Here is a 13,045-nt window from a genome sequence, read left to right on the forward strand (position 1 = left end):
TGACTCATGGAGGGAGTATGTTCCAGTCACTATCCGGTGTAGCTGATAAGCTGTTGCGCAGTCTCGGCTTTAAAACCATTAATAGTCAGTTAACCCTTTCTTACGCGCTCATCTTTCTGCTGGCTGCTGCCTCGGGCATCAGTCTTTATTTCAGCATGGCGATAAACCCGCAGACCATTAACGTGGCCGGACGACAGCGTATGCTGAGCCAGAAGATTGCCAAAGAGGCGTTGCTGGTTGCGGCGAATGTGGAACAGAGGACAACGCTGGAAAAGACCATGCAGTTGTTTGAAAGCTCGCATCAGGCGATTCTTAAAGGGGATGCTAAGTTAGGCATGAACGCCCTGAAAAATCCGGCGATCATCAGCCAGATGCAACACGTCGGTGACCTCTGGGTCGGCTATAAAAAGCTGATACTGGGTCATATTCAGACGCCCGGGGAGCAGAGTCTGGCGGAGATCACCAAACAATCTCCGGTGATTCTGAAAGAGATGAACAAAGCTGTGGTGATGATGACGAACGAGGCCAGTGAGCGAAATCAGAACCAACTGATGGTTGCACTGATCTGTATCACCGGCATTCTGATTCTGGTTATCTTCAGCCGTATTTTCAGTCTGAGTGCGCTGATGGCCAATATTTCACGTCTTAATGCACGGATGTCGGAAGTCGGTCAGGGGGATTTCTCGCACCGCTTCAATGTCACCCATACCGATAATGAGATCGGTCAGATGTTTTATGCCTATAACCAGATGCTTGACCATGTGGGGCAGTTGCTGAACACGGTGCAGACGGTGGCGCAGAATACTGAGCAACACATTAACAGCGTGGCAGAAGCGACTGCCGATGCCAGCAATGGTGTCAGCCAGCAGTATGAGGATATAGAGCTGGTCGCCGCCGCTATGACAGAGATGAGTGCCACGGTGCAGGAAGTGGCGAACAATGCAGTGGAAGCTGAAAGGGCTGCTCAGGAAGCCGACAATCATGCCAAGCGAGGCGGGGAAGTGGTCAGCCAGTCGGGCGCACAGGCTCAGGAGATGCTGGCGACCCTGAATCAGACGGCCACGATTCTGAAAGAGCTTGAGGAAGAGAGCCTTTCGGTTGGTAATGTTACTTCGGTCATCAATGGTATTGCTGATCAGACCAACCTGCTGGCTCTGAACGCGGCGATTGAGGCAGCGCGAGCCGGTGATCAGGGCCGTGGTTTTGCTGTGGTTGCAGATGAAGTACGCACCCTGGCACAACGCACCCAGCAGTCGACGCAGGAGATTCAGCAGATCATCGAACGTTTGCAGAATAAAGCGCAGACGGCAGTTAATTCGATGGACTCAAGTATGGGAATGGCGGATCGCAGTAGTGAGCTTGCGCGTTCTGCGGCCGAGGTGCTGGAGCAGATCATCGAGTCTGCCAACACCATATCCTCGATGAATACCATGATCTCCACAGCCGCGGAAGAACAGTCTTCGGTGGCATCAGATATTGATAACCGGGTAGTGAGTATTTCGGATGTGGCCGCTCAAACCAAGCAGGATACAGATCGGGTTGTGATGGCGACGGATCAGATCCGGCAGGAAGCTCATCAACTGACCCAACTGGTTAAACAGTTCCGCCTCTGACGCTGATCTACAAGATAAAAAACCACCTTTATTAAGGTGGTTTTTTTTGTTTCAGTAACCGGGCTGTTTTTCCGCTGCTGGAATTAACGCGGCGGGTGGCGCTTGGTTTTTGCTGTGGGCAGTGCCTGCAGGGGGTCATCCGGCCAGGGATGTTTCGGGTAGCGCCCCTTCATCTCCTTTTTTATTTCCGGGTAGCCATTTTGCCAGAAAGTGGTCAGATCCTGAGTGACCTGTAAAGGTCTCCGGGCCGGGGAGAGCAGATGCAATTGCAAAGCGATACCGTGACCGATCGTGGGCGTCGTTATGCAGCCAAACATCTCCTGAAGCTTAACCGCCAGAACCGGCGGGTTGCTGCTGTAGTCTATCCGGATGCGCGAGCCTGAAGGCACCTGAAAACGCTCCGGAGCCAGTTTATCGAGTTGCTGTGGCAGTGGCCAGGGCAGCAGTGCCTGCAGAATCTGGCCCAGATTTAACCGGTTCAGATCATTGAGCTCCCGCACCTGACCCAGATACGGCCCCAGCCAGTGCTCAAGGTTTTGCTCCAGCCAGGTATCGCTGAGGTCGGGCCATTCGGGGTTGTCAGTGGCCTGATTGCGGATAAAAACCACCCGTTGCTGCCATTGCCGGAGTTCATCCGACCAGGGCAGCAGGTTAAGACCGCGTTGCCGTATCATCGCGATGATTGCCTTGACGACACTCTCCTCCGATGGACTGGGCAACGGTTTTTCAAGGTACACCAGATCACCAATACAGCGCTGCTGTCGGGCGATGAGGCGGTCGCTCTGACGATCCCAGCGAACCTGCTCCCGTTCACTGCATAGTTCTGGGATGTGGGTCTCCAGCAACGCAGGGTTGAGCGCTGCCGCCAGGCTGATAAAGTCGTTCCTCTGACCCTGTTTACCGCGTAGTTGCGCAATACTGATCCATTGATGCCGGGTCAGGGAATCGTAGGCTTGCATCTCGGCTGCACGTCCCTGATTGAGGCGGTAAGTGGCAGCGCCTTCACTGCGTTGAGAGGCGATCCGGTCCGGATACGCCAGTGCCAGCAGTAGCCCCGGTTGCTCCGGCGGAGGAATGTTGCTCTCCGTGCCCGGAGGCAGGGTTTGACACTGGCGCAGGTATTGTTCGGCTTGTTTGTGCAAACGCTGGTGCAGTGCCCGGTGCTGACCGGGCTTATGATCCAGCCAGTCGAGTCGATGCTGCAGGTCAGCGCCCTGATCAGAAAACGGGTCACGCTCGAGTAACAGAGCAGCAATGCGGCAGGCTAATCGTTCCAGATTCAGCTCGCGAGCCCTGATCAGCATATGGCTGATGCGTGGATGGGCAGCGAAAGCCGCCATCGCTTCCCCCTGTGCTGTTGTCGCGCCCTGAGGGGTAATGGCGCCCAATTGCAGTAACAGATCTCTGGCCTGCTGGCAGTGCGCAGCTGGGGGTGGGTCCAGCCAGATCAGACTGGCCGGATCTGTCACTCCCCAGCAACTGAGCTGTAGCATTAACTGACAAAGATCTGCCTGCAGAATTTCCGGTGGAGCAAAGGGGCGAAGCTGTTGTTGCTGGCTCTCGTTCCACAGCCGATAGCAGACCCCGGCGCCGAGACGCCCGGCACGGCCCTGACGCTGCGTGGCTTCAGCCAGCGCTACCCGACGGGTGTGCAGACGGCTCATGGCACTGTTAGGGTCAAAGCGTGCCTCACGGCTGAGGCCGCTGTCTATCACCACGCTGATGCCCTGAATTGTCAGGCTGGTCTCGGCAATGCTGGTGGCCAGTACCAGCTTTCTCTGACCCTCCGGTGCGGGTTGAATCGCTGCCTGCTGCTGGTTGAGGTTGAGATCGCCGTACAGCGGAGTCAGCATGACTGATGGCCAGGAACCCGCATCAATCTGCTCCCGGATGCGGGATTCAACACGCCGGATTTCGCCGATACCGGGGAGAAAACAGAGAATGCTGCCACTGTGTTCAGTGAGCGCCTGTTGCACAACCTGCATGACTTTATCTTCCAGCCATTGTTGACGATCCGGTTCGCCGGCATAGATTGTCCTGACCGGATAACTGCGTCCCTCGCTGCGAACAACCGGTGCCTGATTCAGCAGCGCAGAAAGCATCGCTCCATCCAGAGTGGCCGACATCAACAGCAATCTCAGGGGGGCCTCCTCACGAAAGATCGCCCGGGCTTCGAGCGTCAGTGCGAGGCCTAAGTCCGCATCAAGGCTGCGCTCATGAAATTCATCGAAAATAACCAGCGCATAATCTTCGAGGCTGGGGTCATCCTGAAGTAAACGGATCAGGACCCCTTCGGTAACAATTTCAATTCGGGTTGCGGCGCTGATCCGGCTATCGAGTCGTACCCGATAGCCGACACGCTGACCTACTTTTTCGCCCAGCAGGTCCGCCATATGCTGGGCCGCCGTTCGTGCTGCCAGCCGGCGGGGCTCCAGCAGGAGTATCTTTTTACCCTCCAGCCAGGGCTGATCGAGCAGGGCCAGGGGCACCCGGGTGGTTTTACCGGCACCCGGTGGTGCTTCCAGAATGACTTCATGGTGTTGGCTGAGGGTGTGGATCAGTTCCGGCAGAGCGGATTCGATGGGCAAAGAGGTCATAATCCGGATGAATAGTTCAGAGCGATAAAGAGTGAAGCAGTTTAACAGTATTTTGCTGATTGTTTGGCGCAGCTCCACAGGAAAGCTACAATGACAGAGCTGTCGGCACTGTCTGGCAGCAATGAGTCTGAAATGAAGTTAACTGCTAAGGAGCCTTAATGGCTGGTAATTTTGCAGGTCGCCGGGGCGGCTATAAAAAAACACCCAAACTGTCAGGTCGTGGTGTACTGGAAAAAGTAGAAACTGACGGACCTCACGTAGAGTGGGTGGGAATGCCTCCGTACTATATCCACCTGATTACCGTGGATGGTGAGGAGTACTCCTATATGTCAGGGGATAAAGAGCTGGAGATTGAACTGGGTAAAAAAGTGACCTTCCGTTACAAAGAAACCAGCAAAGGTAAGTTTGTCGATAAGCGCTCCTTAGGGGTGGTGATTGATCCCAGTGAACTGGGTTATTAATCCGCAACCACGATAGGGCAGCCCAAGGGCTGCTTTTTTTGTGCCTGAAGTTTGCCTGCAACAGAATTAAGATGTATTTATAATATATCTTAATGATTTCAACGTCGGGAGGCCGCCATGCTGATCAATCAGAAAATCAGGCTCACGCTGAGCAGCAAACGTTATCTGACGCCCCGATCACTTGAGCTGACTTATGATGCGCAGGAGGCTGTTCGCTATCTGCCCGGACAGTTCTTTTCGCTGACCTTCCCGCTTCAGGGAGGCAGCAAAACTCGCAGTTACAGCATCGTCAATCAGGCTCTGGATGTCCGGGAAAATCGGACCTTCAGTTTTGTGATCACTCTGCTCGAAGGAGGGCAGGCCAGTGAATATTTTCGTGATGCATCAGTGGGGAGTCAGGTTGAGCTGGCCGGACCTTTTGGTAATCTGATTCTGCCGCGGCAGGATCCCGACCGGTATCTGCTGATTGCCACCGGCGCCGGGGTTGCGCCTTACCGCTCCATGTTGCCGGAGCTTGAGCGCAGAATGAATACGCAGCCCGGGCTCAGCATTGAACTCTTACTCGGGGTTCGTGACCGGGAAGATCTGCTTTACGAAGATGAGTTTCTGGCATTTGCCGAACAGCATTCGCAATTCAGTTTTTCTGCCTGCTATAGCCGGCAGAGCCGTGTGCATCACGCCTTTGAACACGCGGGATATGTCTCCTCCCGGTTTGATGCGTTAAAGCCTGATGCTGAACAGGATATGGTTTATCTCTGTGGCCATCCGCAGATGGTAGACCAGTCAGTAACCTATTTTGAGGCACTAGGGTTTACCCCGGCACGGTTGAAACGGGAAAAATATCTGCACAGCGCCATGTAAAGCGCGGGTTCAACGTGCGCGGGTAGAATCCCTGTCTATACTTTTCTGTATACAGAGTATGGCGTATCAGGAGATACCAGCATGTTAGAAGCATTCAGGCATATCAGACTACAGGACACGGCTGATGTGGATTATGTTTTCACCCCGGAGTTAGCTGATTCCAGAACAACGCTGAACAGTCCTGCGATAGATGTGTTCACTGATTTCCATCAGGTCAGACCGGTAACTGTTTCTGAGTCGATCTCGGTTCAGGAAGCGCTGGAATATATGAAAAGTCAGCATGTGCGTTTGCTGTTTGCCATAGACAGTCACGATAACTTTACCGGTATCGTCACTTCGGCAGATATTCTCGGGCGCAAAGTGATGGCCTTTATGCAAAAAGACGGGATCAGTCGTGAACAGGTTCAGGTGCGGCATATCATGCTGGGTAAGCTGAGTATAAGGGCGTTGACCTATGATCAGTTGGTTGATGCCCGGGTGGGAGATGTGATGCTGACCCTGAAAAACTCCGGCGATCAGCATGTGGTGGTCGTAGAGCAGAATCGGGAAGGTAATTCAGGTATTCGGGGTATTATTTCGGCCAGTGATATTTCGCGCTGTCTGCGCATCGGATTTAACGTGATGTATGAGGCTAAGAGCTTCGCAGATATCGAAAAAGTTATCGCCGGTGATGGCGAAATGTAGCGGTCATTGTAACGCTGGACTTGCGCATATTTTACTGACTATACTTCGCCCGCTTCACATACCCTGCTTCTCTGGCGGGGTATGAACTTAACCTTCATTTTTTCTGGTGAATAGTGGCATGATCTTACCGCAGCATTTCTCTGAGGGTGCCGAGTCTCGTCTCAAGACGCTGACTGACCAATATCCTACGCCGTTTCTGGCGCTTGATCTCTCCGTAGTGAAAACACGCTACGATGAACTGGCCGGGGGCTTCCCCGAGGCAGATATCTACTATGCGGTAAAAGCAAATCCGGCGGACGAAATTATTGAGCTGCTGGCTGCATCAGGCTCCAGTTTTGATATTGCCTCCCCGCAGGAGCTCGACAAGGTGCTGAAATACGGCGTAGAGCCAGGTCGTATCAGTTACGGTAATACGATCAAAAAAGCCTCAGCGATTGAGTACTTTTACACGCAGGGTGTGCGCATGTTTGCCACCGACTCTGAAGCGGATCTGAGAAATATTGCGCGCTGTGCTCCGGGTTCTGATATCTATATCCGGGTGCTGACAGATGGTTCCGAAGGTGCGGACTGGCCGCTGTCGAGGAAGTTCGGCTGCAATCCGGAGATGGCAGTGGAATTAGCGGTCCTTGCCAGAGAGCTGGGCCTGAACCCATACGGTGTCTCATTTCACGTCGGTTCTCAGCAGCGGGATATTGACGTCTGGGACGGGGCGATTGCCAAAGTTAAGGTCATCTTTGAACGTCTCCTTCAGGAATACGATATCCGCCTGGAAATGATCAATATGGGTGGTGGTTTTCCGGCAATGTATCTGCAGAAAACCAATGAGTTCAGCACCTATGCAGAAGAGATTACCCGCTTCCTGCAGGAGGATTTCAGCGACGAAGTTCCGCGGATTATTCTTGAGCCGGGCCGGTCGCTGGTCGGGGATGCCGGTGTCATTGTTTCTGAAGTGGTGCTGATTTCAAGGAAGTCATCCACCGCACTTGAACGTTGGGTTTACACCGACGTTGGGATGTTCAACGGACTGATCGAAACCCTGGGTGAGGCCATTAAATACCCGCTGGCGACCAGTCGCAGTGGGCCTGAAGAGGAGGTGATCCTTGCCGGGCCTACGTGTGACAGTCTCGACATTATGTATGAACAGCATAAATATGAGCTGCCGTTATCGCTTGAGATTGGCGATCATATTTACTGGTTATCTACCGGTGCCTATACCACCAGCTACAGCTCCATAGAGTTTAATGGCTTTCCTCCGCTTGACTACTACATATTGTAAGTCAGTGAGAATAGTCGTTGTGAATCAATAAACTGCATAGAAAAATCTGCAAACAGGTTGTTCATAGCGTGGCAAACGGCTATCTTTTTGTTAAGCCATTTTTTTGTCTGGTTAATTGGAGAATAGTGGATGTCCGATAAACAGATTCAAGCGCGCTATGACGCACTGCTGAATGCAACCGCAGATGTCGTAATGGTTCTCGAACCCTCGGGTCTGGTATTGTCCTGCTCGACCGGGACCGCCAACTGGATTGATGCGGATGCAGTTGCTGGCAGGCAGCTCAGTGATCTGTTGCCAGCGGATATCAGTGGCGAGATTGTTGCCGCAGCCGTTAAAGCATCGGAACAGGGTAAAACCACCAAGGCTGATCTGCAGTTACGTCCTGAACATGTACCTGTTCTGCGGGAGCAGGGCCTGTCTGAAACCAAGTGGCTGGAGCTGCGTTGCAGTCCGGCAGCGGGTCAGGTGGTTGCGGTGTTCCGTGATACGTCTGCGAAAAGGCGCCTCGAGCGTCAGGTCACCAGTCAGGCACAACGTGATCCACTGACCGGTGCTTATAACCGCCGCGCACTGCGACCGGTACTGGAGCAGGCAATAGCGCAGGCACAGCGTTATGACTGGGTCTGCAGTCTGATGGTCATCGATGTGGATCATTTCAGTGACCTCAACGACAACTATTCCTGGGATTGTGGCGATCAGGTATTACAGCAACTGGTTACCTCCATTCATGGTATGAAGCGAACATCCGATTTTCTGGCCCGTTACGGTGACGATCAGTTTGTGATGTTCATGCCGGAAACCAACCACGAGCAGGGTATGGCTGCGGGAAACCGCGTGCGTAAATTGATGGAGGAGATGGAGATCCCCTATGCAGCAGGTGATGTGCATTTCACGGTCAGTGTCGGCGTTGCTGCCCTGAACGGACCTGATGACGATTCCGATAACATGCTGCGCCGCGCGAGTGAAAATCTGTTTATTGCCAAGCAGAGCGGGTACAACCGTGTTGAGGGTGAAGCTTGATTCCGACCGGATCAGCACCTGATTACAGCTAAGGGAGCCGGTGCTCCCTTTTTTAATTCCGGGCCCCGGCGGGCCCGGTATCAAAGAGTATAAAATGAACTATTTACCAATGGAGCAGTACAGCAAAGCCTGGATCTTCCGTCATCGCGACCTGCCGGTTCCGGCCGAGGCGCTGGAACAGATTCGGCCGCTAACCGAACAGCGCGCAGAGCAGATCTGGGCCGAGCATATCAGTCGGGGCTGCTCTCACCCTGAGCATTTTTCAGCGGAAGATTGGGCCGGTAAAGACAGCAGTTGGGCTGAAGGGGATTACTGGCAGTCTGCGTGGGATTCGAATAAGCCGGATCTGCCGGGCCTGCTGGCTGAGTATCTGCAAGACTGGGATGATAACACCCGGGTTTTTTTCTGTTATCACAGTGATCATATTATCGAAACCAGTTGGGGTGTATGGCGACGTTACTGGAAAAACTTCCTGTTCTTTGACAATGGCCCGCTACTGATAGGGCGTAAGCGCAAAAAGGTCGTTCAGTTTTTTGATAACGGTAATTACCGTATCGGCGAACGGAACTGATCTGTTTGCAGGCGGTGCGATGGCGCTCTTAACAGGGCCCGGCATGTCGGGTTGTAAAGCGATCCTGGGTTAAGACCTCAACCCGCCTGAGATCTGTTGTTTCATCTCCACGTATATATGTCGACGCAACAGGGGGTATTAGCCTGTTGATTGTTGCGTATTACGGCTGGTCTGATTTACGTCTGAACACTACGTAACAGCGATTTTTTCAGCGTTCTGTAAAGGTCATGTGAGGAGAGGGAAATAATAGCCCTTACATGGCTATGGTTTATTTTATGCTGCGAGGAAGAGTTATTTAGTTTTTTTTCAAAAATATTATTTGTTTACCGAAAAATAACCTATCATACTATAGGTTTTGGTACTACTTCATATTAAGAATAGGCTTATTATTAGTATGAAGATAGGGATGTTTTGGTGGTAAATGATAAGGATCGCTGCCTGCGACGTCTCTCTGTATGAATGTTGAATCAGCCACTTCTTTGGGCTGCTTTGTTTCCAAAGTTGATCTTTTCCCGAAGAAACCCGGCGTACATTGCTATGGAGTGTTTTAGTGCAAGATATGGAGAGCCTGATTCTACAGCTAAAGCAGCAGCCTGATTTTAAGGAAGCGCCCGTTCTTGCTGTAGAGTGCACATGGGATAAGCTGCTCAAAGAGCTTGATGAATTGTTGAATCAGCTCGATTTTCCTTATTTCACCTATTCGGTGCTGACCCGCAAACCGGTGGCCAATACTCTGAGCAGCGAAAGCTACCGCCAGCGTTGGGAAAATGGTTCGGATATTATCGGTTCCTTACCGGACTCAGTGGTCAAAGCTTACTACAGTGATGTGGTTCAGCATGATCTTATCTGGGATTATCTGCCGGGTATTACCAAGCCTTTCCTCGCTGATGATATGGCAGGTGGTCAGGGCAGTTATGCTGAAACCTTCTGGCAGAAGCAGGGTGTGAATTCCAGGGTATTTATTCCGGTTCCCGGCAATGCAGATGCCTACTGGTTTCACTATTTTGGCCTGTACCATAAACTGCCGGCCGATGAGTTCCGTGAGTTTTTCAGTCGTGTTAGTGAATGGCTGGTGCCTATTCTCTGCCGATACCATGCGTTGCTGCAGGCCGTCGCTGAAAAGCCGCAAAACCCTTACCTGACTCAGGAAATTCTCTCACCTACCTGTCTGCATATCATCCGTATGACAGCACACGGTATGCCGGTTAAAAGTATTGCGGATAAACTGGCGCTGACCGAAGAGGGGATTACCTATCATATTACCCGTGCTAAAAAGCTGTTCGGAGCCAGAAATAAAACTCAGCTCATCTCCATTATGTATGAGGTCGGTTTGTTCTGATCGGAATGAATCGGCTCAGGCAGCCTGCAAATAACCCCTTTTAGTGCTCTGTATCTCCTGAAGCTTGCAGATGCACGACTTATTCGCAGGTCTTTCGCAGGATTCTTAACTTGCCTGTTGGCTGAGCGGATAGAGGTGTTGTTCGCCGTTGCTGCATGGTTCTGAGTCGTTCCGGATCTTCTGCTCGCGCTGTTCCGGCGTTCCGCAAAATTCCCCTGCGCTGATAATCTCCCATTCGCCGCGTTGCTTATGCAGATACGCGTTGCAACAACAGCACTTATACAATTCGCTGTCTCGCAGTTCGCTGATTTTTTTAAGCTCGGAATGGGGCTGGTAATGCAGTACCAGGTTGTAGCAAAGGTTGCAGGCGTTCTCCATGTTACAAATCCTCCCTGATTGTGTTTTAACACAGGCCTTAATCTATCACAGAACGGGCAGGATTAGCTTAGGAATATTTCCTATTTTGCCGGAGGCGAAATGAATTTTTTTTGGGCAGCGAGGTTGAAAACTGTTAGGCTTTGCCCCTCGGAACGATTTAAAAGCTAACCGGGCTGACGTTTGTTTTTTGTTTGCTGTTTTCGGCATTCCCTTTTCAGCGCCTCCCTCAATCAATGAGTATTCCCCATGCAGATTGCAGAAAATCTAGTAGCACTGATTCACTATACCCTGAAGAACGAGGAGGGCCAGGTACTGGATTCCTCTGAAGGCCAGGAGCCTTTACCTTTTCTGTGCGGCGCTAACAATATTGTTTCCGGTCTTGAAAATGCTCTGATTGGTAAGGTTGCAGGCGACAAACTGGATGTGCTGGTTAAGCCGGAAGAGGGTTATGGCGAAGTGCGTGCAGAGCTGATCCAGAAAGTTGACCGTAACAACTTCCAGGGCATTGATGATATTCAGGTGGGCATGCAGTTTATGGCTGAAGCGCCATGGGGTCAGCAGCCGGTGACTGTGGTAGCGGTCGAGGAAGATGGTGTCACTCTGGATGGTAATCACCCGTTGGCCGGTCAGGCGCTGCAGTTCAGTGTTGAAGTGACTGAAGTGCGTGCTGCTACAGAAGATGAACTGGCACACGGTCATGTTCATGGTGAAGGTTGCAACCACGACCACTAAGCCTGAAAAATAGTGATTAAGCCCGCCTGTCTGTGCGGGCTTTTTTGTGCCTTAAATATACGCCTGAAAAATTTATTAGCGTTCATTAACGCCATAAATGGTCTGTGTGTGTCTTTATTACGTATATTTTTTAACTATCCTTTATGGGTGTCTGTTTACTGCAGTGATCGTCGTCGGGGGTGTTGAAATGAATATTGAGCAACTGGATCATCTTAATCAGCAGCATAAGTTGAAGGCGGTAAATTTTATCGAATCTGGTCATGGTCCCATGGTCATTGAGGTTGAGTTTACTCAGGACGAAGCGGTTCAGAAAGAGTTGATTAAAGACCGAAGCGGTAATGTGGTGACGTGCCAGAATGTAAAAGAGGGTTACCAGATCTGCCTGAAGGCCGGTGTGCATGAAGCCAATCTGGTTCAGATCGAAACCCATGATGAGGCCTGTCGATCTGATTTTGCCGATTACCATAAGGAATCAATCCCGCTGAAATTCTGAGCAGGTTTTTAACTCAGCTCTTTTGGGTTCTGGGGCTAGGCAGCCCCTTCATTTTGCTGGCATAGTTAATCCTCATGCTGACATGAGGTTAGGGAGTTATGCGTAACAAGCTGGATCAGGTCATCGGGTCGGTTGGGCAGGTGCTGTATGGCAAGGAGTTGCAGATCAGGCAGGCGTTAACCTGCCTGATTGCAGGTGGTCATCTGCTGATAGAAGACCTGCCGGGTATGGGGAAAACAACCCTGGCACATGCGCTGGCTCAGGTGCTGGGCATGGATTATCAGCGGATACAGTTCACCAGTGATATGTTACCGGCGGATATACTCGGTGCGGCGATCTTTGATAGCAGTAACGGCCGGTTTGTTTTTCACAAAGGCCCGGTATTTACACAGCTATTGCTGGCCGACGAAATTAACCGTACCAGCCCGAAAACCCAGAGTGCGCTGCTTGAGGCGATGGAGGAGCGTCAGGTCAGTATTGAAGGGGAAACCTATCCGCTGGTCGATCCCTTTTTTGTCATTGCCACGCAGAATCCTGTCTCTCAATATGGCACCTTTCCGTTGCCCGAATCACAGCTAGACCGGTTTTTGATGAGAATCCGGTTGGGTTATCCCTCTAAGGAGGCGGAGCGGGATCTGCTGTGCGGCGGCGATGCGCGACAAAAAATTCCTCAGCTATCGGTTGGCCTGAGCGTTGCAGAACTGCAGCAGTGCCGTCAGGAGGCGGCCGGAGTCTCAGCGTCGTCCAGTTTAATTGATTATCTGTTGCGGCTGGTGCGATACAGCCGTGAATCTGCTGATTTCGATTACGGTATCTCGCCCCGCGGTAGTCTTGCTTTGCTGAATACGGCAAAAGTGTGGGCCTACCTCAGTGGGCGGGAATATGTTGTGCCGGAGGATATACAGACGCTGCTGGAGCCGGTATTCGCCCACCGTCTGCGTGCCGCCGAGGATTACACTGAACAGGGTGGCACCGCGCTGATTCGCAAGCTGCTCAGTGACGTTGACGTGGTTGGCTAAG

General features: G+C 51.9%; 13 protein-coding genes. 11 read left to right on the forward strand and 2 right to left on the reverse strand.

Features of this window, described 5'->3' with window-relative positions:
• Positions 1 to 17: 17 nt before the first annotated feature.
• Positions 18 to 1,613: a methyl-accepting chemotaxis protein gene (locus QUD59_RS16255; protein WP_286238237.1), complete on the forward strand. Its 1,596-nt coding sequence runs from the start codon at positions 18 to 20 to the stop codon at positions 1,611 to 1,613.
• Positions 1,614 to 1,696: 83 nt separating this feature from the next.
• On the opposite strand, the gene hrpB is transcribed toward QUD59_RS16255, so the two are convergent.
• On the reverse strand, positions 1,697 to 4,210 hold the full coding sequence (hrpB, locus tag QUD59_RS16260) for an ATP-dependent helicase HrpB (protein WP_286238238.1): 2,514 nt from the start codon (positions 4,208 to 4,210) through the stop codon (positions 1,697 to 1,699).
• A gap of 158 nt (positions 4,211 to 4,368) precedes the next feature.
• On the opposite strand from hrpB, the gene QUD59_RS16265 reads away from it, so the two are divergent.
• The 7 genes from QUD59_RS16265 to QUD59_RS16295 all read left to right on the forward strand — a co-directional run bounded on the left by QUD59_RS16265 (position 4,369) and on the right by QUD59_RS16295 (position 10,422).
• Entirely contained in the window at positions 4,369 to 4,671 is a 303-nt protein-coding gene (locus tag QUD59_RS16265; protein ID WP_286238239.1) for a hypothetical protein, read from the forward strand.
• Between the two features lie 117 nt (positions 4,672 to 4,788).
• Entirely contained in the window at positions 4,789 to 5,532 is a 744-nt protein-coding gene (locus QUD59_RS16270) for an FAD-binding oxidoreductase (RefSeq protein ID WP_286238240.1), read from the forward strand.
• Positions 5,533 to 5,613: 81 nt separating this feature from the next.
• Positions 5,614 to 6,216: a CBS domain-containing protein gene (locus QUD59_RS16275; protein ID WP_286238242.1), complete on the forward strand. Its 603-nt coding sequence runs from the start codon at positions 5,614 to 5,616 to the stop codon at positions 6,214 to 6,216.
• A 118-nt stretch (positions 6,217 to 6,334) separates the two neighbouring features.
• Positions 6,335 to 7,492, forward strand: a complete 1,158-nt coding sequence (locus tag QUD59_RS16280; RefSeq protein ID WP_286238243.1) for a type III PLP-dependent enzyme — start codon at positions 6,335 to 6,337, stop codon at positions 7,490 to 7,492.
• Positions 7,493 to 7,621: 129 nt separating this feature from the next.
• A complete protein-coding gene (locus tag QUD59_RS16285; RefSeq protein ID WP_286238244.1) occupies positions 7,622 to 8,512 on the forward strand; it encodes a sensor domain-containing diguanylate cyclase in 891 nt (296 codons plus the stop codon).
• A gap of 94 nt (positions 8,513 to 8,606) precedes the next feature.
• On the forward strand, positions 8,607 to 9,083 hold the full coding sequence (locus tag QUD59_RS16290) for a DUF2947 domain-containing protein (RefSeq protein WP_286238245.1): 477 nt from the start codon (positions 8,607 to 8,609) through the stop codon (positions 9,081 to 9,083).
• 559 nt (positions 9,084 to 9,642) lie between these two features.
• Positions 9,643 to 10,422, forward strand: coding sequence for a response regulator transcription factor (locus QUD59_RS16295; protein ID WP_286241052.1), 780 nt, complete (start codon positions 9,643 to 9,645; stop codon positions 10,420 to 10,422).
• A gap of 105 nt (positions 10,423 to 10,527) precedes the next feature.
• Here the strand turns inward: QUD59_RS16295 and QUD59_RS16300 are convergent, their stop codons facing one another.
• Positions 10,528 to 10,800, reverse strand: a complete 273-nt coding sequence (locus tag QUD59_RS16300) for a hypothetical protein (protein ID WP_286238246.1) — start codon at positions 10,798 to 10,800, stop codon at positions 10,528 to 10,530.
• 246 nt (positions 10,801 to 11,046) lie between these two features.
• On the opposite strand from QUD59_RS16300, the gene QUD59_RS16305 reads away from it, so the two are divergent.
• From QUD59_RS16305 to QUD59_RS16315, 3 genes are all read left to right on the forward strand, one after another.
• Positions 11,047 to 11,532 (forward strand): FKBP-type peptidyl-prolyl cis-trans isomerase, encoded by a 486-nt coding sequence (locus QUD59_RS16305; RefSeq protein ID WP_286238247.1) that lies wholly within the window; start codon positions 11,047 to 11,049, stop codon positions 11,530 to 11,532.
• Positions 11,533 to 11,719: 187 nt separating this feature from the next.
• Complete coding sequence (locus tag QUD59_RS16310; RefSeq protein ID WP_286238248.1) at positions 11,720 to 12,025, forward strand: hypothetical protein; 306 nt, start codon at positions 11,720 to 11,722, stop codon at positions 12,023 to 12,025.
• A gap of 98 nt (positions 12,026 to 12,123) precedes the next feature.
• Positions 12,124 to 13,044, forward strand: a complete 921-nt coding sequence (locus QUD59_RS16315) for an AAA family ATPase (RefSeq protein ID WP_286238249.1) — start codon at positions 12,124 to 12,126, stop codon at positions 13,042 to 13,044.
• Position 13,045: the final 1 nt, after the last annotated feature.

Origin of the sequence: Neptuniibacter halophilus (genome assembly GCF_030295765.1) — a bacterium.
Classification (GTDB): Bacteria; Pseudomonadota; Gammaproteobacteria; order Pseudomonadales; family Balneatricaceae; genus Neptuniibacter; species Neptuniibacter halophilus.

Bases quoted from the DNA above. Each gene is read 5' to 3' on its own strand.
- QUD59_RS16305 (WP_286238247.1), top strand. From the start codon at position 11,047: ATGCAGATTGCAGAAAATCTAGTAGCACTGATTCACTATACCCTGAAG.
- QUD59_RS16300 (WP_286238246.1), bottom strand. From the start codon at position 10,800: ATGGAGAACGCCTGCAACCTTTGCTACAACCTGGTACTGCATTACCAG.
- QUD59_RS16255 (WP_286238237.1), top strand. From the start codon at position 18: ATGTTCCAGTCACTATCCGGTGTAGCTGATAAGCTGTTGCGCAGTCTC.
- QUD59_RS16275 (WP_286238242.1), top strand. From the start codon at position 5,614: ATGTTAGAAGCATTCAGGCATATCAGACTACAGGACACGGCTGATGTG.
- QUD59_RS16265 (WP_286238239.1), top strand. From the start codon at position 4,369: ATGGCTGGTAATTTTGCAGGTCGCCGGGGCGGCTATAAAAAAACACCC.
- QUD59_RS16280 (WP_286238243.1), top strand. From the start codon at position 6,335: ATGATCTTACCGCAGCATTTCTCTGAGGGTGCCGAGTCTCGTCTCAAG.
- QUD59_RS16270 (WP_286238240.1), top strand. From the start codon at position 4,789: ATGCTGATCAATCAGAAAATCAGGCTCACGCTGAGCAGCAAACGTTAT.
- QUD59_RS16285 (WP_286238244.1), top strand. From the start codon at position 7,622: ATGTCCGATAAACAGATTCAAGCGCGCTATGACGCACTGCTGAATGCA.
- QUD59_RS16295 (WP_286241052.1), top strand. From the start codon at position 9,643: ATGGAGAGCCTGATTCTACAGCTAAAGCAGCAGCCTGATTTTAAGGAA.
- QUD59_RS16310 (WP_286238248.1), top strand. From the start codon at position 11,720: ATGAATATTGAGCAACTGGATCATCTTAATCAGCAGCATAAGTTGAAG.
- QUD59_RS16315 (WP_286238249.1), top strand. From the start codon at position 12,124: ATGCGTAACAAGCTGGATCAGGTCATCGGGTCGGTTGGGCAGGTGCTG.
- QUD59_RS16290 (WP_286238245.1), top strand. From the start codon at position 8,607: ATGAACTATTTACCAATGGAGCAGTACAGCAAAGCCTGGATCTTCCGT.
- hrpB (WP_286238238.1), bottom strand. From the start codon at position 4,210: ATGACCTCTTTGCCCATCGAATCCGCTCTGCCGGAACTGATCCACACC.